Annotated in this window: 18 protein-coding genes; 9 read left to right on the top strand and 9 right to left on the bottom strand. The window is 72.3% G+C overall.

The genetic code is table 11. The features are described from left to right. The first annotated feature begins 53 nt into the window (after positions 1–53). From OHA89_RS31955 to OHA89_RS31915, 9 genes are all read left to right on the top strand, one after another. Entirely contained in the window at positions 54–515 is a 462-nt protein-coding gene (locus OHA89_RS31955; RefSeq protein ID WP_406367697.1) for a response regulator transcription factor, read from the top strand. Positions 516–659: 144 nt separating this feature from the next. Next, complete coding sequence (locus OHA89_RS31950; RefSeq protein WP_266611193.1) at positions 660–1,619, top strand: GlxA family transcriptional regulator; 960 nt, start codon at positions 660–662, stop codon at positions 1,617–1,619. A 22-nt stretch (positions 1,620–1,641) separates the two neighbouring features. Next, positions 1,642–2,691 carry an aspartate-semialdehyde dehydrogenase gene (locus OHA89_RS31945; protein ID WP_266611191.1) on the top strand — a complete coding sequence of 350 codons (1,050 nt, stop codon included), beginning with the start codon at positions 1,642–1,644 and terminating at the stop codon, positions 2,689–2,691. Next, positions 2,688–3,899 carry a hypothetical protein gene (locus OHA89_RS31940; RefSeq protein WP_266611189.1) on the top strand — a complete coding sequence of 404 codons (1,212 nt, stop codon included), beginning with the start codon at positions 2,688–2,690 and terminating at the stop codon, positions 3,897–3,899. The genes OHA89_RS31945 and OHA89_RS31940 overlap by 4 nt, the downstream gene beginning before the upstream one ends. Positions 3,900–3,950: 51 nt before the next feature. Then, positions 3,951–4,151 carry a DUF5988 family protein gene (locus OHA89_RS31935; protein ID WP_215144947.1) on the top strand — a complete coding sequence of 67 codons (201 nt, stop codon included), beginning with the start codon at positions 3,951–3,953 and terminating at the stop codon, positions 4,149–4,151. A gap of 72 nt (positions 4,152–4,223) precedes the next feature. Continuing rightward, complete coding sequence (locus OHA89_RS31930) at positions 4,224–4,520, top strand: DUF1876 domain-containing protein (RefSeq protein WP_257557606.1); 297 nt, start codon at positions 4,224–4,226, stop codon at positions 4,518–4,520. 202 nt (positions 4,521–4,722) lie between these two features. Further along, on the top strand, positions 4,723–5,883 hold the full coding sequence (locus OHA89_RS31925; protein ID WP_266611186.1) for a hypothetical protein: 1,161 nt from the start codon (positions 4,723–4,725) through the stop codon (positions 5,881–5,883). Next, positions 5,880–7,490 carry a substrate-binding domain-containing protein gene (locus OHA89_RS31920; RefSeq protein ID WP_406367696.1) on the top strand — a complete coding sequence of 537 codons (1,611 nt, stop codon included), beginning with the start codon at positions 5,880–5,882 and terminating at the stop codon, positions 7,488–7,490. Before OHA89_RS31925 ends, OHA89_RS31920 begins: the two co-directional genes overlap by 4 nt. Further along, positions 7,474–8,238: a hypothetical protein gene (locus OHA89_RS31915; RefSeq protein ID WP_257557602.1), complete on the top strand. Its 765-nt coding sequence runs from the start codon at positions 7,474–7,476 to the stop codon at positions 8,236–8,238. Before OHA89_RS31920 ends, OHA89_RS31915 begins: the two co-directional genes overlap by 17 nt. Here OHA89_RS31915 and OHA89_RS31910 read toward each other — a convergent pair. The 9 genes from OHA89_RS31910 to OHA89_RS31870 form a co-directional block, all read right to left on the bottom strand. Beyond that, on the bottom strand, positions 8,235–9,479 hold the full coding sequence (locus tag OHA89_RS31910; RefSeq protein WP_266611181.1) for a PLP-dependent aminotransferase family protein: 1,245 nt from the start codon (positions 9,477–9,479) through the stop codon (positions 8,235–8,237). The two genes, OHA89_RS31915 and OHA89_RS31910, sit on opposite strands and share 4 nt — an antisense overlap. Continuing rightward, a complete protein-coding gene (locus OHA89_RS31905; RefSeq protein WP_266611180.1) occupies positions 9,472–10,539 on the bottom strand; it encodes an isocitrate/isopropylmalate dehydrogenase family protein in 1,068 nt (355 codons plus the stop codon). The genes OHA89_RS31910 and OHA89_RS31905 overlap by 8 nt, the downstream gene beginning before the upstream one ends. Next, entirely contained in the window at positions 10,536–12,521 is a 1,986-nt protein-coding gene (locus OHA89_RS31900) for an aconitase family protein (protein WP_406367695.1), read from the bottom strand. The genes OHA89_RS31905 and OHA89_RS31900 overlap by 4 nt, the downstream gene beginning before the upstream one ends. Next, complete coding sequence (locus OHA89_RS31895) at positions 12,505–13,767, bottom strand: LeuA family protein (protein WP_215144959.1); 1,263 nt, start codon at positions 13,765–13,767, stop codon at positions 12,505–12,507. The genes OHA89_RS31900 and OHA89_RS31895 overlap by 17 nt, the downstream gene beginning before the upstream one ends. A 54-nt stretch (positions 13,768–13,821) precedes the next feature. Beyond that, the gene (locus tag OHA89_RS31890; protein ID WP_266611177.1) at positions 13,822–15,060 is read right to left on the bottom strand and encodes a cytochrome P450; all 1,239 of its coding nucleotides are present in this window, start codon (positions 15,058–15,060) and stop codon (positions 13,822–13,824) included. Positions 15,061–15,100: 40 nt separating this feature from the next. Beyond that, a complete protein-coding gene (locus OHA89_RS31885) occupies positions 15,101–15,316 on the bottom strand; it encodes an MbtH family protein (protein ID WP_266611175.1) in 216 nt (71 codons plus the stop codon). A gap of 304 nt (positions 15,317–15,620) precedes the next feature. Beyond that, positions 15,621–16,766 (bottom strand): glycosyltransferase family 4 protein, encoded by a 1,146-nt coding sequence (locus tag OHA89_RS31880; RefSeq protein WP_406367694.1) that lies wholly within the window; start codon positions 16,764–16,766, stop codon positions 15,621–15,623. A gap of 95 nt (positions 16,767–16,861) precedes the next feature. Next, on the bottom strand, positions 16,862–17,608 hold the full coding sequence (locus OHA89_RS31875) for an FkbM family methyltransferase (RefSeq protein WP_257557595.1): 747 nt from the start codon (positions 17,606–17,608) through the stop codon (positions 16,862–16,864). After that, positions 17,605–18,903, bottom strand: a complete 1,299-nt coding sequence (locus tag OHA89_RS31870) for a glycosyltransferase 87 family protein (protein ID WP_406367693.1) — start codon at positions 18,901–18,903, stop codon at positions 17,605–17,607. The genes OHA89_RS31875 and OHA89_RS31870 overlap by 4 nt, the downstream gene beginning before the upstream one ends. Between the last annotated feature and the right edge of the window lie 71 nt (positions 18,904–18,974).

The following is an 18,974-nucleotide window of genomic DNA, read 5'->3' as shown; positions in this document are numbered from 1 at the left end:
CTCACCGAAAAGAGCGGTTCGGTTTTCACATCTGCATTAAGGGAGTGCACCTGATGGCACGTGTTGTGCAGAGGCGAGTCGTCAAGTTGAGTGGCAAGAGGTGCTGTGAATTCTGCGGTGCGCCACCGCAGCCCGTTACGGCTCTCGCCGAGGCGGTCGACAGGATGCACAAGGCCCTCGGTGAGGTGCAGGACGCACTGGAAGCCCAGGAACAGATGATCGAGGACTTGCGTACGGACACCGGCGACGAACAGCAGGCCTGCCCTGACCCGACCCCTCTCCCCACGGATCCGACGTCCCGGGAGCCGCTCTCCCTCCTGACGGCGCGCGAGCGCGAGATCCTGGTCCTCGTGTCCCAGGGGAAGTCGAACCGGCGGGTGGCCAGCTCGCTCGGGATATCGGAGAAGACGGTGCGGAATCATTTGTCCGCCGTCTTTTCGAAGGTCGGCGCTTCCGATCGCACACAGGCCGTCGTCATGGGAATACGCGGCGGTATCGTCTCCATCGGCGAGTGATTCAGTGCGGCAGCCCCCTCCCCGGACCCAGGTGAACAACTCCGGAACACTGCCGGATCCATGCCGTCAGTGTGCGGGAGCTTTTGGCCACCTGACAGTGGTGGGACTGTCAGAACACCACGAATCCCTGCCACATTGGATCCCATGCTGAAGAACGTAGCCGCAGTGCTACTCGACAACGTCCACCCGTTCGAGCTGGGCGTCGTATGCGAAGTGTTCGGGATCGACCGCCAGGAGGAGGGGCTGCCCGCCTACGACTTCGCGCTCGTCGCCGCGGAATCCTCATCCGTGCGCGCGGTCCCCGGATTCACCATCAGCACGCCGTACGGTCTCGACCGGCTCGTGGACGCCGATCTCATCGCCATCCCGGTCGGGGACGACTTCCACACCAGGGACTTCCCGCCGGATCTCCTGGAAGCCCTGCGCCAGGCGGTGGCGCGCGGTGCCCGGGTGCTCAGCGTCTGTGTCGGGGCCTTCGTCCTGGGCGCGGCCGGGCTGCTCGACGGGCGGCGCTGCACCACGCACTGGCGGTACGCCGCCGCGCTCGCCGAGCGGTATCCGAAGGCGGAGGTCGAGCCGGGGGTGCTGTACGTCGACGAGGATCCGGTCTTCACCTCGGCCGGCACCTCGGCGGGGATCGACGCCGCCCTCCACCTGGTGCGCAAGCTCCAGGGCAGCGATGTCGCCAATGCCATCGCCCGGCGCATGGTCGTACCCCCGCACCGGGACGGCGGCCAGGCCCAGTACATCGAGAGGCCGGTGGCGGAGTACCGCGAGGACGGCGTGCGCGACGTGCTGGCCTGGGCCGAGGAACACCTGGACCAGGAGATCAGCGTCGAGCAGCTGTCGGCCCTGGCGTGCATGTCGCCGCGCACCTTCGCCCGCCGCTTCCGCATGGAGACCGGCACCACCCCGTACCGCTGGCTGCTGGCGCAGCGGGTCCTGAGCGCCCAGCGGCTCCTCGAGAACACGGACGAGACGATGGAGGCGGTGGCCGCCCGTACGGGATTCCCCAACGCGGCCGCCCTGCGCCACCAGTTCGTGCGCTCGCTGAACACCACCCCGAACGCCTACCGGCGCGCTTTCCGGGGTTCTCTCACCTGACGGACACAACAGGAGGACGGGAATGCTGCGCATCGCGATAATCGGCGCCACCGGTGCTGTGGGCAGGGAGTGCCTGGCCCTGCTGGACAGCGGGATCGTGCCGGTGGAGCGGGTGGTACCGGTCGGCTCGGCGCGCAGCGTGGGCCGGGACCTGGGCGCAGAACTCGCGCTGTCCCTGCCCATGGCCCCGCTGGTGACCGTCGGGGATCTCGATCCCCGGGGTCTGGACGTCGCCGTCTTCTGCGCGGGTGTGGACGTCAGCAACCGGGAGGCGGAGCGGCTGGCCGCGGCCGGCGTGCTGATCGTCGACAACAGTTCCGCGTTCCGGATGCGACCGGACGTCCCGCTCGTCGTACCGCAGGTCAACCCGGGCGCGCTCGCGGTCCGGCCGGACTCCGGCCTCGTGGCGAATCCGAACTGCTCCACCATCCAGCTGGTGCGCGCCCTGCAGCCATTGCACGAACTCGCCACGCTGGAAAGCGTGGTGGTGGCGACCTACCAGGCGGCGTCGGGCGGCGGTCTGCGGGGGCTGGAGGAACTGGCCGAGGGATCCAGGAGGGTACTGGACGACCCCGGGGCGCAGGACGGGCCGGGCGGGCGGTTCGGGCAGCCGCTGCCCTTCAGCCTCGTGCCCGAGATCGGTCTCCAGGACGACTCCGGGCTCACCCACGAGGAACGCAAGCTCGTCCGTGAACCGCGCAAGATACTCGGCCTGCCCGAGCTGCGGGTGAGCGCGACGGCGGTGCGGGTGCCGGTCTTCCACTGCCACTCCGAGGCGGTGCACGTCAGACTGCGCGAGCCGGTCACCACCGCGGCCGTCGAGAAGGCACTGGCGGCCACCCCGGGTCTCCGGGTCTACTCCCGGTCGGACAGCCCCTCGTACCCGATGCCCCGCTCCGTCTTCGCCCGGCCCGAGGACCGGGCGCTGGTCCACGTCGGCCGCATCCGGGTCGAGCCGGAGGACCCGCGGGCCGCGGCGGTGTGGGTCGTCGCCGACAACCTGTGGGTCGGGGCGGCGCTCAACGCCCTGCAGATCGTGGAACTCGCCACGAAGAACGGGTGGTTGGGTTGACCGGCACCGCCGGGCAGGCCGGGCCGGACCCGCGTCCGCTGGTGATGAAGTTCGGCGGATCCGCGTTCGCGGAGCTGGACGGCTACACGCGGGTCGCCCGGTACACGGCCCGTCGGATCGCCGACGAGAAGCGCCCGGTGGTCGTGGTGGTGAGTGCGATGTCCGGCACCACGGGCAGGCTCCAGCAGACCCTCGACGTCCTGGCCGACGACCCGCCCGCACAGGTCGCCGCCATGCTGCTGACCAGTGGCGAGACGGTGAGCGTCGCCCTGCTCGCGGCCGCCCTCGACGCCGCGGGCGTGCCCGCGCTGGCGCTGTCCGCGGCCGGCACCGGGCTGCTGGGCGAGGGGCCCGCCGACCGGGCGAGGCTGATCCGGGCCGATCCCGCGGTGCTGCTGTCGGGTCTGGAGGACTGCCCGGTCCTGGTCGTACCGGGCGGTCAGGCGGTCGACTCGGCCGGCGGGACCGTCATGCTGGGCCGCAACAGCTCCGACCTCTCGGCGGCGGCGATGGCCGCGGCGCTGGGCGCCGGTACCTGCGTGCTCTTCTCCGACGTGCCCGGAGTCTGCACCGCGGACCCTTATCTGGTGCCGGCCGCGCGAACGCTCCCCGAGATCAGTTACGAGGGCGTGCGGCGGATGTCGCGCCACGGCGCCAAGGTCGTCCACGAGAGTGCCGTGGACTGGGCGGAGCGCGGGGACGTGCGGCTGCACTGCCGCCCCTTCCCGTGGACCGGCTCGGGCGGGGGCGGGACCGTGGTGGGCCAGGGCCCCGAGGCGGCCGCGGTGGTCGCGCACAAGGGCAGCGACGTCTGGCGCTTCCGGTCCGGGCCGGAGCGCCGGGCGGCGGCGCGCGGGCTGCTGGCGGAGGGCCTGCGGACCACGGAATTCGACTCGGCGAGCGGCACCTACCTGGTGGTGCCGGCCGGGGCCCGGGGTACGGCGCACCACCTCGGCGCCGGGCGGCGGCACGACGACCTGTGCCTGATCACCACGGTGCGCGCGGACGGCCGGGCCGAGCACGTCCTGGTGTCCCGGGCCGACGCAGACGCCGAGGCCCGCCGGTGCCACGCCCGGCTCTACCCGGACCCGGTGAACGCCCCGGACCCGGCGGCACCGGCACCGGCCCCGGTCAAGGCGCGCTCCGCGCACAGCGACGTCCTGTTCGGCTCCCGGGCGGTCCCGGTGCCGCGGGACGGCGCGCACTGAGCCCTCCGGGTTCGACGTGCGAACGGTCCCAGGGGTCGGAAGACTGGAGGCATGGCAGACAGCGCGGTACTCGTGGGCGGCCCGGACGACCTGCGCGAGCGGATCGTCGCGGCCCCCGCCCCCGGAGAAGACCTGAAGATCCCGCACCTCGGCGGATACGAGCATTTCAAGCCCACGTCGCGGCACCAGGACGGCCCGGAGGGGCGGCTGCCCGTGTACGAGTGGTGGGAGCGGACGGAGATCGCCGAGTAGAGCGGTGGCCCGTACCCCGCCCGCGGATGCATCCTGGAGACAGGGCAGTGCCGGGGTGTGAGGAGGCATGTCATGACACACGCCGAGGAATGGAAGGTGGGCGTCTACCTGATCGAGGACGGCGGTACGACCAAGGCGCGGGCGGTCCTCGACAACGGCAAGTCGACGATGGTCGGCCGCGGTGCGGCGCGCTGCAATCCGCAGGACCTGGAGGTTCCCGCGATCGGTGACGAGCTCGCCGCGAGCCGGGCGATGCGCGACCTCGCCGGCCAGCTGATGCGCGCCGCCGACAAGGATCTCTTGGCGATGGGCGCCGCGCCTCCTGATCCGCGCACCGGTTACGGATGGCCGGAAGACGCCGGTCGGTGAGCCAACTCTCCACATTTTCAACGCAGTTGTTAACGCGGGATTAGCGGAACTGTGCGTGAATGGCCAACCGGGCGGTGGATGATGCCGCTCGAGGGTGACGGGGACGTGCTGGGGGGCATGGGTGACTGTCGGGGAGAGACCTGTCGTCGAGGAGCCTCGCCTGGCCGTGCGGCGCCGGCCGTCCGGCTCGTGGTCGCGGCGGATGCTGCTCTTGTTCCTGCCCGCGCTGGCCACGGTGCTGACGGGGTTCGCCACACTGGCCGTGTCGGGCAATCTGCTGCTGCCCTTCGAGAGCGTGATCGTCCTCGAGGGCAAGATGGCCTCCAAGCGGGACTTCTTCGAGGACGAGGAGGTCCAGCGGATCCTGCTGAAGCACCGCGTGAAGGTCCACATCACCAGCACGGGCTCGCGCGAGGTCGCCCTGCGCGACCTCGGCGCCCTCGACTTCGTCTTCCCCTCAGGTCAGCCGGCCGGCGATCTGATCACCGGCGTGCGCTCCGCGGCAGGACAGTACGCCAAGGTGCGCCGCCCGTTCGTGAGCCCCATCGTGCTCGCGACCTACCGGGAGTACGCCGAGACCCTGCGTGACGCGGGCATCGCCAGACCGCTGCCCGCCGGGGGCGCGGACCAGCCGCTCTACTACTCGCTGGACATGCAGAAGTTCCTCGAAAGCATCGACAAGGGACAGCGCTGGAACGACCTCGGCATCGGCCGGCACGGGATCTCCAACGCCAACCGGATCGTCGCCCAGAGCCCCGACGTGTGCACCTCCAACTCGGCCGGGACCTATCTGGCCCTGGTCTCCTTCACCTGGCGCGGCAACGGCCCCGACGTTCCCACCACCACGGAGGAGGCGAGCAGCCGCGCGCAGTCCGTCAAGCACCTCATGGAGCAGGGCCTGCCCGCCGCCGACGTGTTCAAGACATACATCTCGCCGGAGGGCAAGGGCATCGCCCCGGTGGTCGTGGCGTACGAGCACCAGTACCTCACCTATCAGGTCCGCAACCGCGCCGAGTCCGGTCGGCTCGACTCGGAGCGGGTACTGCTCTACCCCTCCAGCCAGTTCGTCACCCAGCCCCAGTTCATCGCGCTGAACACCGAGGGCGAGCGGCTCGGCGAACTCGTCACCGAGGACCCGGAGTTGCGCCGGCGTGCGATGGAGCTGGGCTTCCGCATCCTGGACCCGGCGGGCGAGGTGGCCGGCGACCAGCTGTCGCGGTTCCTGACCGAGCGGAACGTCCCGGTTCCCGCCCTGAGCGGTGACGACACGCGCTCGCCCATGCCCCGCATCCGCCATCTGGAGCAGATGATCTCCGTCATCGGCGACTGCCCGCCCGCCCAGCTCCCGGAGGGGGCGCCGTGACGGCCCCTGGCTCGCCCGGCCGGCTCCGTCGCAGGACGCTGGCCTCGCTCGCCCTGGCCTGCCTGTGCGTACTGGCCACGCTCACCGCCTGCTCCGGGGACGAGGACGAGCCGGTGACCCTGCGGGTGCTCGCCAGCTCCGAACTCGCCGACATGCAGCCACTGTTCGACGATCTGCGCCGTGACACCGGCATCACGCTGACGATGGAGTACCAGGGCACCGTCGAGGCCACCGCCTCCCTGGTCACCGGCGACTACCGGCACGACCTCGCCTGGCTCTCCTCCTCCCGCCCCTTCCAGCTCAAGCTGAAGGAGGGCGGACGCCAGGCGGACGGTCCGCTGTCGACGAGCATCATGCGCTCCCCCGTCGTCGTCGGCCTGAAGCCCGAGGTGGCCGAGCGGCTGCGGCGGGCGGCCCCCGACGGGCAGCTGTCATGGGCGGACCTGGCGGACGCGGCGGCGGCCGGCACGCTGAAGTACGCCATGGCCGACCCCCGCAGTTCGAACAGCGGGCTCGCCGCGCTGGTGGGCGTCGCGACCGCCGCCGCGGGTACCGGTGGCGCGCTGCGCCCCGAGGACGTCTCCTGCGACCGGTTGCGCGGCTTCTTCGCCGGGCACGCGCTGACCGACGACTCCTCCGGCCGCCTCACCGACGCGTACGCACGGGGCGAGGACGGCCTCGACGGGCTGATCACCTACGAGTCCGAGCTGCTCACCCTCAACCGGGCGGGCACCCTGCGCGTTCCCCTGGAGATCGTCTACCCGAAGGACGGCATCGTGCTGTCCGACTATCCGCTGATGCTGCTCGATCCGGCCAAACGGGCCGCCTACGACAGGCTGGCGGCCTGGCTCCGCAGCGAGCCGGTACAGCGGAAGATCATGGAGCGTACGCTGCGCCGGCCGGTCGACCCCGGCCTCACCCGCGTGCCCAGCCTGCGCACCCCGCTCGGCAACGCCCTGTACTTCCCGGACAGCCAGGCGGTTCTCGACCGGCTGCTGGCCGACTACGCCGACGCGCGCGGCGGCCGTCCGGCGCGGGTGATCTTCCTGCTCGACTACTCCGGGTCCATGCGCGGCGAGCGGATCGCGAACCTCCGCGCCACGATGGACGGGCTGAGCGGCGCGGACGGCTCCCCTTCCGGCAAGTTCGCCCGCTTCCACCAGGGCGAGACTCTCACGGTGGTGCGCTTCGGCGGCGGCGTCCTGGACGAGCAGAGCGTGACGTACAAGGGGGCGCCGGACCTGGAGCGGCTGCGCGGCATGCTCCCCGACGACGGCTTCGACGCGAGCACCGCCGTGTGGTCGGCCCTCGACCACGGCTACCGGACGGCGGCCGCCGCAGTGGCGAAGGACTCCGGGCAGCGGGTGTCCATCGTGCTCATGACGGACGGGGAGAACAACGCCGGGATGAGCCTGGACGCGTTCCTCGCCCGGTACGCGGCCCTGTCGCCGGCCGCCCGCGCGGTCCGCACCTACACGGTCCGGTACGGCGAGGCCGACCCGAGGGAGCTCGACCGGGCCGCCAGGGCCACCGGCGGGCACATGGCCGATGCCACCGGGCAGTCCCTTCTCAATGCCTTCAAGGAGATCCGTGGGTGTCACGAGTGAAGCGTGGTGGGCCGTGTGGTGGCCCTGGATGCTGCTGTGGGCCGTCACCGGGGCGGGCCTCGTGGCGCTCCTGGCGGTGGCCGTGCTGCGGCTGGTCCGCGCCCGGCGGGCCGCCGCCCAGGACATCACCGACGGCATCTGCTTCTACCTGCACGACAAGACGGTCATGGACCACTACCAGATGCGCGGGTACACGGCGGCCCTGCGCAAGGAGGTCGAACAGCGCACCAGCGACAGCAAGGACGGCACCGTCCGCGCGAAGGTGTTCGGCGTCGGCGCGGACGGCGGCCGCAAGGAGAACACCGAGATCGTCAGCCGCTATCTGGAGGTCGCGGAGCCGATCTCGGTCATCGGCCTGATCATGAAGGTGCTGGAGGAGAAGCGCGTCATCGTGCACGTCGACCTCCCGAGCGAGTCCGTCACCCGCAGCCCGGCGCTGCTGCGGACGGCCTCCGGCGCGCAGGGCTCCGTCCGGCTGCGCGACATCGAGGGCTTCGTGCTGATCCGGGGCCGGTTCCGTACGGCCGGAGACGGCCCGGAGCGGGCCGGATCCACCGTGTTCCTGGCCCCGTACGGTGACCCGGCCGACCCGTCCCGTGGCCCCCGGGTCCGGGTCACCTGCGCCACGGAGGGCCTGCGCAACCAGGTCCCCCGGGGCACCTTCTCGGCCCGCTGCCTGGGCAAGGTCCAGGAATGGAACCCGGACGAAGGGGTCCTGGAGGTCCAGGCGATGGCCATCTTCCGCTAGGGCCTAGGCGGGCCCGCGGGGGCGGGGACCCGGGTCCGCTCCGCCGGGGTGGCCCGGGCGAACGTCCTGGCCAGCCTGCGCATCCCCTCCCCGATGTCGGCGGGGCCGTGGGTGGCGAAGGACATCCGCAGCGTGGCCGGGTCGGGACGCCCGGCGAAGAACGGGGCGCCGGGTACGTAGGCGACGTCCTGCGCCACGGCCTGCGGGAGCAGGGCCGCCGCGTCCCAGCCGTCGGGCAGCCGGACCCAGACGAACATCCCGCCGTCGGGACGGCTCCAGGTACTGCCGGGGGGCAGTACCCGCGGGAGCGCCTCGAGCAGGGTGTCGCAGCGTTCGCGGTACAGGGCCCGGACCCGGTCCAGCCGGGCGTCGAGGTCGTGGTTGCGGAGGTAGCGCGCCGCGGCCGCCTGGTCGACGGTCGAACTGTGCAGGTCGAGCGCCTGCTTGGCGAGCACGGCGGCTCGCCGCAGTCCGGGCGGCCCGTGCAGCCAGCCCAGCCGCATGCCCGGTGCCACCACCTTGGAGAGGCTGCCGAGCAGCACGGTCCGGTCCGCGGCGCCCTCCAGGGCGGAGATCCACGGCAGCCGGGAGCCGCGGAAGCGCAGTTCGCCGTACGGGTCGTCCTCGGCGATCCAGAATCCGCGGGTGGAGGCCAGGCGTGCCACCTCCCGGCGCCGGTCCAGCGGCAGCGTGTGCCCGGTCGGGTTCTGGAAGTCGGGCACCAGGTAGAGCAGCTTGGGGCGCTCGCGCTCCACGGCGTCCGCGAGGGCTTCGACGTCGATGCCGTGCCGGTCCGTGGGCACCGCGACCACGCGCGCACCGGCGTAGCCGAAGCACTGGAGCGCGGCCAGGTAGGTGGGCTCCTCGACGAGGACGGTGTCGCCCGGTTCGAGCAGTACGGTCGCCAGCAGGGTGAGGGCCTGCTGCGCGCCGGTGGTGATCAGGAGGCCGTCCGGGCGGGCGGCGAGCCCGCCGCGGACCAGCCGCGCCGCGACCGCCTCGCGCAGTTCGGGGTCCCCGTCGGTGACGGAGTACTGCAGGACACGGTGCGGGGCCTCGCTGAGCACCTGGTCGTACGCCGCGCGGATGCCTTCCGTGTCGATCAGCTCCGAGGCGGGCAGGCCGCCCGCGAAGGAGATCACCTCGGGCCGGGCGGTGAGTGCGAGGGCCTCGCGGATGACCGAGCTGCCGGCCGCGTCGGTGCGGCCGGCCAGCCCGGGCGGCGGGACGCGCCTACGCATGGTGCACCTCCTCCGCTCCGGCCCGCGGGCGGCCGCGGCCGTCGAGTTCGCGTGTGATGCGCGTGGTCACCTCGGCCGTGAACAGGGCCGTGGTCCCCCGGCCGCCGAGGTCCGGGGTGGCCGCGTCGCTGCGCAGCGCGCCGGCCAGGGCCCGGCGCAGCACGGCGGACGGCGCCCCGTGCCCGAGATGGTCGAGCATCATGGCCAGCGAGAGGAGGGCGGCGTACGGGTTGGCCACTCCCTTTCCGGCGATGTCGGGGGCGCTGCCGTGCACCGGTTCGAAGAGGGCGAACTCCGTCTCGGGGCAGATGCTGGCGCTCGCGGCGAGGCCGAGACCGCCCATCAGGGCGGCGCCGATGTCGCTGATGATGTCGCCGAAGAGGTTGGAGGTGACCACGCCCTCGTACGGGGACGGATCGCGCACGAGGTTGTAGCAGAAGGAGTCGACGTACTCCTCGGATCCCTCCAGCTGCGGGAAGTCCTCCAGTTCGCGCCGGAACACCTCCTGCCACAGCCTCCCGGTGTGCGGTACGGCGTTGGACTTGTGGACGAGCACCACGCGCCCCCGTTCCTCCTCGGCGAGGCGGCGCAGGCAGTAGCGCACGAACTTCTCCACGGTGGGGCGGGTGTACACGCACTCGTCGATCGCGACGCCGGCCAGCCCGCCCTGCAGAACCGTGCCGCCGACGCCGGCGTAGAGCCCCTGGGTGTTCTCCCGGTAGACGTCGACCACCCCCGTCGGCAGGGTCAGCGGGCGGTGGTTGACGTAGAGGTCGAGTCCTCGGCGCATGCCGAGGAGGATGTCCCGGCCGTGGGCCATGTCGGGGATCCTGGGATCGCCCAGTGCGCCCAGGAACACGGCCGAGTACTGCGCCGACAGCATGTCCAGCGCTCCCTCGGGGAGCCCCACGCCGCTGCTCAGCCACTGGTCCGCTCCCCAGCCGAAGACCTCGTACTCGATCCCGAGGCCGAACTCCTCGCCGAGCAGGGCCAGTACGTCGAGGACCGGCGGGACGACCTCCTGGCCGATGCCGTCTCCGGGAACCACCGCTATCTTCATGAGCCCGTCCGCATCAGGAACATGTCCTCCACCGAGCTGAGCCGGCCGGCGATGGCACTCGCGGCGACCACGTAGGGCGAGGCGAGGTAGACCTGTCCGGGCCCCGATCTCCCGGGGAAGTTCCGGTTCTGGGCGCTGACGGTCACCTCGGCCGGGTTCTCGGAAACACCCGGACCGGCGTTGATACACGCTCCGCAGGAGGGGGGCAGCACCGTCACCCCGACGTCCGAGAAGAGCTCGATGTAGCCGCGCTCGGCCGCGTACCGCATCACGGCCTCGCTGCCGACCTGGATGAAGGCCTGCACGCCGGCGGGCACGCGCGCGCCGCGGGCCCGCGCCTGCTCGAACACGCTGGCGTACATGTCCATGTCGTGGGCCTTGCCTCCGGTGCAGGAGCCGCCGTAGATCTTGTCGACCTTCACCTGCTCGTGGACGGTGGCGAGGGGGACGGAGTTCCGCGGGTCGCCGGGCAGGGCCACCATCGGCTCGATCCCGGCCAGTTCGATGTCGACGACCGCGGCGTAGGCGGCGTTCTCGTCCGAGGTGAGGGCGCTGCCGGGCGACTGTGCGGGATCGCGCTGTGCCAGGTGGGCGTGGGTGATCGCGTCGGGCTCGAACAGTGCGGTCATGCCGCCCGCTTCGACCGCCATGTTGCAGAGGGTGGCGCGTTCGTCCATGTTCAGCCCCGCGCAGCCGGGTCCGGTGAACAGGAGGACCTTGCCGAGGGTCTGGCTGCCTTCGATGGCGGGGTGCCGCAGCAGGCCGAGCATGACGTCCTTCGCGCAGACCCCGGGGCGCAGGTCGCCGAGCAGGTTGATCCGGATCACGGCCGGGACCTTCAGCAGGATCTCGCGGTTGTACCAGGAGTTGGCTATGTCGGTGGCGCCCACCCCGAAGGCGAACGCGCCGACGGCGCCGGCCGTGCAGGTGTGGCTGTCGGTGCCGATGATCACGTCTCCTGGCCGGGCGACGTGCTCGACGATGTGGTTGTGGCAGATGGCGCGGCTGCCGCCGTCCGGCGCGGGACCGATGAAGTTGCCCCCGCTGAGGGCGGCGAACTCCTGTTGCCGGCTGCCGAGGTTCTCCACCCGTTCGATCAGCTCGGCGCCGTTCGCGCGCCGTGCCAGCACCGGCCCCGCCAGCGACAGGTGGTCCTGGAAGAAGTACACGGATCGCGGATCCGCCAGGACCGCGCCGGGGCCGAACTGCTGGGTGAACATGCCCGCGGCCATGGGGGTGACGTACTCGTGGGAGAACCTTACATCCGTCCGGACGAAGTAGGACTGGCCGATCCGCACGCTCGCGTCCGCCGGCAGCGGGTTGCGGGACGAGAGGCGGCTCTGGATGATCTTCTCGACCACGTTGAGCGGGCGGCCGGGCGCGAACGCGGGCTCGATCCGCGACCCGGCCCGGTTGAAGCCGAAGAGTCCCCCGAGGTCGACGATGGCGCGCTCGATCTCGTTGGCCCGGCGGGTGAAGGCCTCCAGCGGCAGTTCCTCGCCCGCCAGCAGCGCGTCGAGGAGCTCGAAGTCGTCGCAGGTGATGATGCCGACGTTGCGGCAGTTCTGTTCGTAGATCCGCTCGAAGGAACGCGCGAAGACCAGCTCGACGCCCGCGTACTTCTCGGCGTAGACGGCGTGTTCCCGGGAGGAGCCGCAGCCCTTCGCCTCACCGCTGACGATGATCTGCGGTCCGAAGGCCCGCAGGGCGCCCTCGCCGACCTGCTTGCCGCGCAGGCCCAGGTAGGCGTAGTCGCCGAGCTTCTCGTCGTACCAGTAGCAGCACCAGCCGGGGATCATCTCGTCCGTCGAGATGTTGTTCATGAGCGGGGTCCGCAGCAGCTGGGCCGTGGTGAGGGCGCCGCTGCCGTCCAGCTGGGCGGCCAGTGCGTCCGTGTCCTCGGTCACGACGAGGACGTTGCCCCGGAGGCGGATCGTCCGGCGCTCGGCGGCGCCGTGCGTGGTGTCACTCGGCGGTCGCAATGATCTGCCTTATCTGCTCGTCGGTGAGGGGGCCGCGGGTGGACTTCGCCATCGCCAGCACCTTCTTGAGGTAGGCGGGGTTGGAGCTGTCGTAACCGTTGACGGTGAGCCAGTACTTGACGTTGTTGGTGCCGGACGCCTCGTCGATGAGCACCTCTTGTTCCCGGCCCAGGAAGCTCGCCGGGACGCTGGAGTACACGCTGTCCTTGACGAGGAGGTTTCCCTTCTCGTGCGCCTTGAGGATCGCGGAGGCGTGCACGCCGGCACTGGTCTTGAACACGTCCCGGCCCAGGGCGGGATAGTTCTGCGGGATGTCGACTCCCAGCACGGGCGCCGCGTAGTCGCAGTAGTCGCGCAGTGCCTTCAGGTCGTAACTGTCGTGCCGGTCCAGGTGGGTGTTGACGACCAGCTGGTCGAGGGAGGCGTTTCCGGCCCTCTCCCCGATGCCCAGGATCGTTCCGTGGACGCGCTCGCAGCCCAGGGCGAGGGCGGTGAGCGAGTTGGCCAGGGCCAGCCCGCGGTCGTTGTGGCCGTGCCATTCGAAGGCGACCGGATGGCCCCGGTCCAGGAAGTAGCGCCGGGACCAGTGGATGAGCGAGGCCGCGCCGGCCGGTAACGCGGCGCCGACCGTGTCGCACAGGGTGAGGCGGGCCACCCCGGACTCGATGGCCGCGTCGTACACCCCTGCGAGCACCTCGGGGGTGCACCGTACGGCGTCCTCGAGGACCAGGACGAACTCCACTCCCTCGCGCCGGCAGGCGACGGCCGACGCGCGGACGTGGCGCTGGATGGAGGCGAGGTCCCAGTCCTCCACGTACTGCCGGATGGGGCTGACACCGATGAACAGGTAGGCGTCGACGTGTACCGAGGCCTGTTGGGCTATCTCGCAGATCGCTTCGATGTCCGCCGGGTGGGTGCGGCCCGCGTAGCCCTGGACGAGGGGGAGTCTGTTCTCGGCGATGTACCGGGCGATCTCCACGCATTCCTTCAGGGCGAGCGGATCCGATCCGGGGAAGCCGAGGTCCGCCGAGTGGACGCCGGTGCGGGCCATGTGGTCCACGAGGATCAGCTTCTGCTCCAGCGACGGGTTGCGGATGTTCGGAGCCTGGAGTCCGTCGCGCAGCGTCTCGTCGAAGAGTTTCCCCGCATACGCCGGCGCCGGGGTGGCCGGCACCGCTTCGACGCTGTTCCAGTTGAACCAGACGTCGGGGCTCGGGTGCGCATTCCGGCCGGTGTTGCTGTTCACTACGACCTCCGCGTGCTCTGGTGGTGGTACGGGAAGAAGGGCAGGTTCCGGCGGTCATTCCTGCCAGGCGGGAAGCGGCCCGGGACGGGGGCTGAGCGAGACGGGCAGGCTGCTCATGCCCGCGAGGAAGTTCGAGTAGATGCGCTGCTCGTCACCCGTCTGCTCGATGGAGCCGACGAACGTCCGCAGGGCGTCGAGCATCGCCGTGATCTCGACCCGGCCGAGGTAGGCGCCCAGGCAGAAGTGCGGGCCGTAGCCGAGCGAGAGGTGCTTGTTCGGGGTCCGGGCGAGGTCGAAGCGGTGCGGGTCGGTGAAGACCCGCTCGTCGCGGTTGGCTGCGCTGAGCCAGAGGGTGACCAGGTCGCCCTTGGCGATGGTGCGGCCGTGCAGTTCGACGTCCTCGGTGGCGGCCCGGCCGAAGTGCAGCGTGGGGGTGGTCCAGCGCAGGACCTCCTCGGTGGCCTCCTTGAGCGGGGCCGTGCCGTCGCTCAGTGCCTGCCACTGCCGCGCGTCGTGGGCCAGCGTCCGCACGGCGCCGATCATGGAGAGTCGGCTGGTCTCGTCACCGCCCATGATCAGGCTGTAGCAGTTGAGGACGACGGCGTCGTCGTCCAGCAGGGTGGACCCCGCGGGCTCCGTAGCCATCAGGCTGATGGCGTCCGAGCCGGGGTGGGCGCGGCGGTGGCGGACCAGGTCGTGGAAGTACATCAGCAGTTCGGCGCGGGCGAGGCGGTCCTCGCCCTCCTGGAGGTTGGCGTAGTCCGACGCCAGGGCCGACTTGGTCAGGGTGAGGATGTACTCCCGGTCGGACTCGGGCACGGCCAGCAGGTCGCAGATGGTGGCGAGCGGCACGTACGAGGCGATGTCCTGGGCGAAGTCGCATCCGCCGCGCTCCAGCGCCTCGGTGACGAGCCGTCGGCTGGTACGGCGCACCTGCCGGACCACGCCCTCCAGGGCGCGGGGGGAGAACGCCTTGAGCAGCAGGTTGCGCAGGGCGGTGTGGTGCGGCCCGTCCGTGACGGCGAGCATGCTTCCGGCCCCGCTGTCACCCCCGTGCAGCATGGTGGCGAGCACGTTGCCGCGCTCCGAGGTGAAGCGGGTGGAGTCGCGCAGGACGGCCGAGACGTCGGCGTGCCGGGTGAGGACCCAGAAGCCGGGGGTGTCGGTGCCGCCCGGGTGCCAGTGGACCGGGTCCTCGCGGCGCAGGTGTGCCCAGACCTCGTCCAGGCCGTCGGGGGGAAGGTGGGTGAGCGGGTCGGTCAGGTCCGGCACGGTGGTGGGGGCTGAGGTCATGGTGCGGCGGGCTCCTCGCTCGGCTCGCGGGCGGGGACGGTCACGCGGCCGGGGAAGTGGTGCCGGCCAGGCTGTGCGGCCGCATGTCGCTCCAGTGCTCCTCGACGTAGTCCAGGCAGGACTGGCGGCCCGCCGCACCGTGGACCGTGCGCCAGCCGGCGGGCACCGCGGTGGCGGCCGGCCACAGCGAGTGCTGCCCCTCGTCGTTGACCAGGACCAGGTAGGCGGCGTCGTCGTTCTCGAACGGGTTGCTCATGGGTGTCCCTCTCACATGGGGCGCGGGGCCGGCAGGGCGGCGCGCGGCGCGGTGATGCGTACCGGTGCGCGAACGGCGCGGTGTCCCGCTGACGGCGGCGGCCGGGATGGCGGCGGCCGCCGGTGCGGGAGACGGCCTCGGGCCGGGGCCCCGGCGACGGGGCCTCACGGGCGGCCGGACGGCCGGCCCGGGCGGTGGAAGTGCGGCTACCCGCACCGTCGTGGTGCGGGTACCCGTACCTCTTCATCGTTGTTCAGACCTCACGCCGCGGGCAAGAAGTTTCCCTGCAAGGAAAAAGCCCAGTTCACAACCGCTTGGCCGCAGGGACGTCCACCGGGGTCAGCAGGTGGGTCAGGTGCCGGGACGAGGCCTCCCAGGACCACTCCTCCTCGACCCAGCGGCGTCCGGCGGCGCCCGTCGCGGCGCGGCTCGGGGAGACCAGGAGCTCGGCCAGGGCATCGGCGACCGCGGCGACTTCGCGGCCGTCGACGACCCTTCCGGTCCGCCCGTCGAGGACCGCGTCCGGCGCCCCGCCGGAATCCCCCGCGAGCACGGGCAGACCGGTCGCGGACGCCTCCAGGAAGACGATGCCGAGTCCCTCCGCCTCCAGTCCCGCCCGGCGCGTGCGGCAGGGCATGGCGAACACGTCGGCCGCCGCGTAGTGGGCGGGTGTCTCGGCGTGGTCGAGCCCCCCGGCGAACACGACCGCCCCCGGGGCGTGCCGGTCGGCGAGCCGGCGCAGCCGCCGTTCGTCCGGTCCCCGGCCCACGATCAGCAGCGCCGCGTCCGGCACCATCCGCCGGATCAGCGGCATGGCGCGGATGAGGGTGTCCTGGCCCTTGCGGGGAACCAGCCGGGCCACGCAGAGGATGACCGTCCGGTGCTGCAGTCCGTAGCGCTGGCGCAGCTTGCGGCCGGAGGTGAGGTCGGGACGGAACACGTTCGAATCCACTCCCGGCACCAGCCGGCTCATTCGGGCGCGCGGCCCCAGCGCCGGGGCGATGCGGGCACGGGTGTACTCCCCGAGATAGGTCACCACGTCCACGCTGTTGCCCACGCGCCGCAGGAGGCGGCGTGCACCGGGTATGCGTGCCCACCAGATCTCGTGGCCGTGGGTGGTGGCGACGATCCGCCGGATCCCGGCCCGGCGCAGTGCCGGGGCCATCGCGGCCAGCGGGGCGGCCGCCCCGAACCAGACGCGGTCGCAGCCGTGTCGGCGGGCGATGTCCAGGGCCCGGGCCGTGGCCCGGCGCGTCGGTAACAGGGTGCGGCCGGGGTCCCGTATCACCGGGAAGGGCAGGGTGGCGTCGAACTCGGCGGCGCCGGGCTCGGAGGAGGTGTAGACGACGACGTCGTTGTCGGGCACGCGGGTGGCCATGGCGTGCACGAAGGTCTCGATGCCGCCCTGCCGGGGCGGGAAGTCGTTGGTGATGATCAGAGTGGTGCCCATGGGGGGCAGGCTCCTTTCCTCGGGTTCCCCGGGTCCGCGGAGACCGGGAATCGTCGATCGCTGAAGGTCAGTCGCTGAAGGTCAGTCGGTGAAGGTCAGTCGGTGAACAGGTAGTTGCGGCAGTCGTCCCGGACCTCCCGGGTCTCCGCCCAGCGGCCGCCGTGCCAGCGGCGCATCCGGTAGCCGAACGGCCGGAGCCGGCGGACCAGGTCCGCCGGGCTCGCCCCGTACTTCGCGAGGTGCCTGTGCTCGATCTCCAGCAGGAGCACCGGCCGGTGGCGCAGCAGGGTGTCGCGGGCGCCTTCGAGCACGGCCGGTTCGGCCCCCTCGACGTCGGCCTTGACGAAGCTCACCTTCTCCAGCCCCGCCCCGCGCACCAGCCGGTCCAGGGTGTCCACGGTGGTCGGCACCGGCCGGGAGGTGCGGAACTCCGCATTGGGGCCGGGGCCGTCGGTGCCTTCGGTGAGGTACGCGCGCCCGTGCACCGGTGTGCCGCGGCGCATCGGCAGGCTCAGCACCCCGTGCCCCGTCCGGGAGCCCAGCGCGGTGCGGTGTACGACCACGTTGGCGCAGCCCAGCGTGCGGGATGCCAGGCGCAGCCAGCGGGCCGGGCCGGGCAGCGGCTCCACGCTGTGCACCTGTCCGGCGCCTCCGACGAGGTGGGACAGCGCCCAGGTGTACAGCCCGTACTCGGCGCCGACGTCGAGGCAGACGTCTCCGGGCCGGACGAACTCCCGCAGCCCCGCGACCTCGTCCTCCACGAAGGGCATGCGGGCCGCGGCCCAGTGCAGGGCCCCGGCCACACCCGCCGTCCGCCGGGTGACCGTACGCGGCGCCGTCATCGCGCGCCTCCGGCGGTGACGGCCTGCCCAAGGCGGCCGGGGACGGCGGCCCCTGGCATCGCGGCGCGCGGGGCCGAAAGGGCCCCGGTGCGGCGGGATCCGGTGGCGATCCTCGGCCAGACGACGAGGACGAGGGGCAGCGCGAGGTAGCCGAACCGTCCGGCGGGCGCGAGCAGGAAGGCCGCGCACAGGCCCAGGGCGAGGCGGTCGGCCGCGGCCACCACCCCGGCGGGCGGACGCACGACGAGGGAAGCCGCGACGGCGATCCCGCCGCACAGGAGCAGGGCGACCGCCGCGTACCAGCCGGCGGGGCCCAGGTCCGCGAGCAGCCGGCCCGGCAGCGGGCTGGCGGCCGGGGTCGCCACCGGGGCACGGCCGGTGGGAAAGGCCAGCACCTGCTGGAACATCGGGCCGGGCGACAGCAGGGCGCTGGGCAGCACCACTGCGAGCGTGCCGGCGGCCGCCACGACCGCGCAGCGCAGGGCCCGGCGGGCGCCGCCGCTCCCGGCGAGCAGGGCCACCGCGACGGCGAGGGCGGGCCAGGCCGTCCACTTCAGCGAGCAGGCGGCGGCGAGCACCAGGCCCGCGGCCACCGGGCGGCGGCGTGCCGCGAGGGCGAGCCCCAGGCAGCACAGTCCCGTCATCGGCAGGTCGACCCCGCTGACGCACAGCGGCAGGGCCACCACGGGCGAGGCGAGAAGGACCGCCAGGGTCGTGCGGGGCGCCCGGCGCGGCGACGGCAGCACGGCCCGGCCCTCCACGGGTGCGGCCAGAACGCGGCGGCCGGCCCACAGGCTCAGCAGGAACACGGCCGCGCACCAGATGCGGGCGTCCCCGAGGACCCGGGCGGGGCCGCCGTCCCCGAGGAGGGCGCGGGGCAGGCCGAACAGGGCCATCCCCGGCAGGTAGGGGTTGTAGTCCGTGACCGTCTGCGGGTCCGCCAGGTAGGGCGTGGACTGACTCACCATCAGCTCGGCGGACCTCTCGATCACCGCGACCTCGCTCTGCCCGTTCCCGGTCAGGAGCAGGTACAGCAGCGGCAGGACGAGGGCGCCGAGCAGGGCGCAGGCCACGGCCCACGTACGGGCGCGCGGGCGCGGCAGCAGGCACGAGGCGAGGGCCGCGCCCGCATAGCCGGCCGCCGCGCAAGTCCCCCAGGCGCGGTGCGTGTCCAGGGTCGAGACGAGGGGGAAGACCGCGGCCCAGGCTGCCGCGAGCAGCCAGCCGCCCACCCAGATCCGCCGCCGGCCCACGCGGCGCACGGCCTCGCCCGTCGAGGCGGTCATTGCGGTCATTGCGGTTCCAGCCTGTCGAATCAGCACACCGTTCATTGCATCCGAGGGGCGGGGGTGGGGTCATGACAGGT

It is taken from the genome of Streptomyces sp. NBC_01546 (assembly GCF_045208355.1).
Classification (GTDB): domain Bacteria; phylum Actinomycetota; class Actinomycetes; order Streptomycetales; family Streptomycetaceae; genus Streptomyces.
Note: the sequence above shows the minus strand (reverse complement) of the source record. Positions and strands in the feature narration are given on the sequence as shown.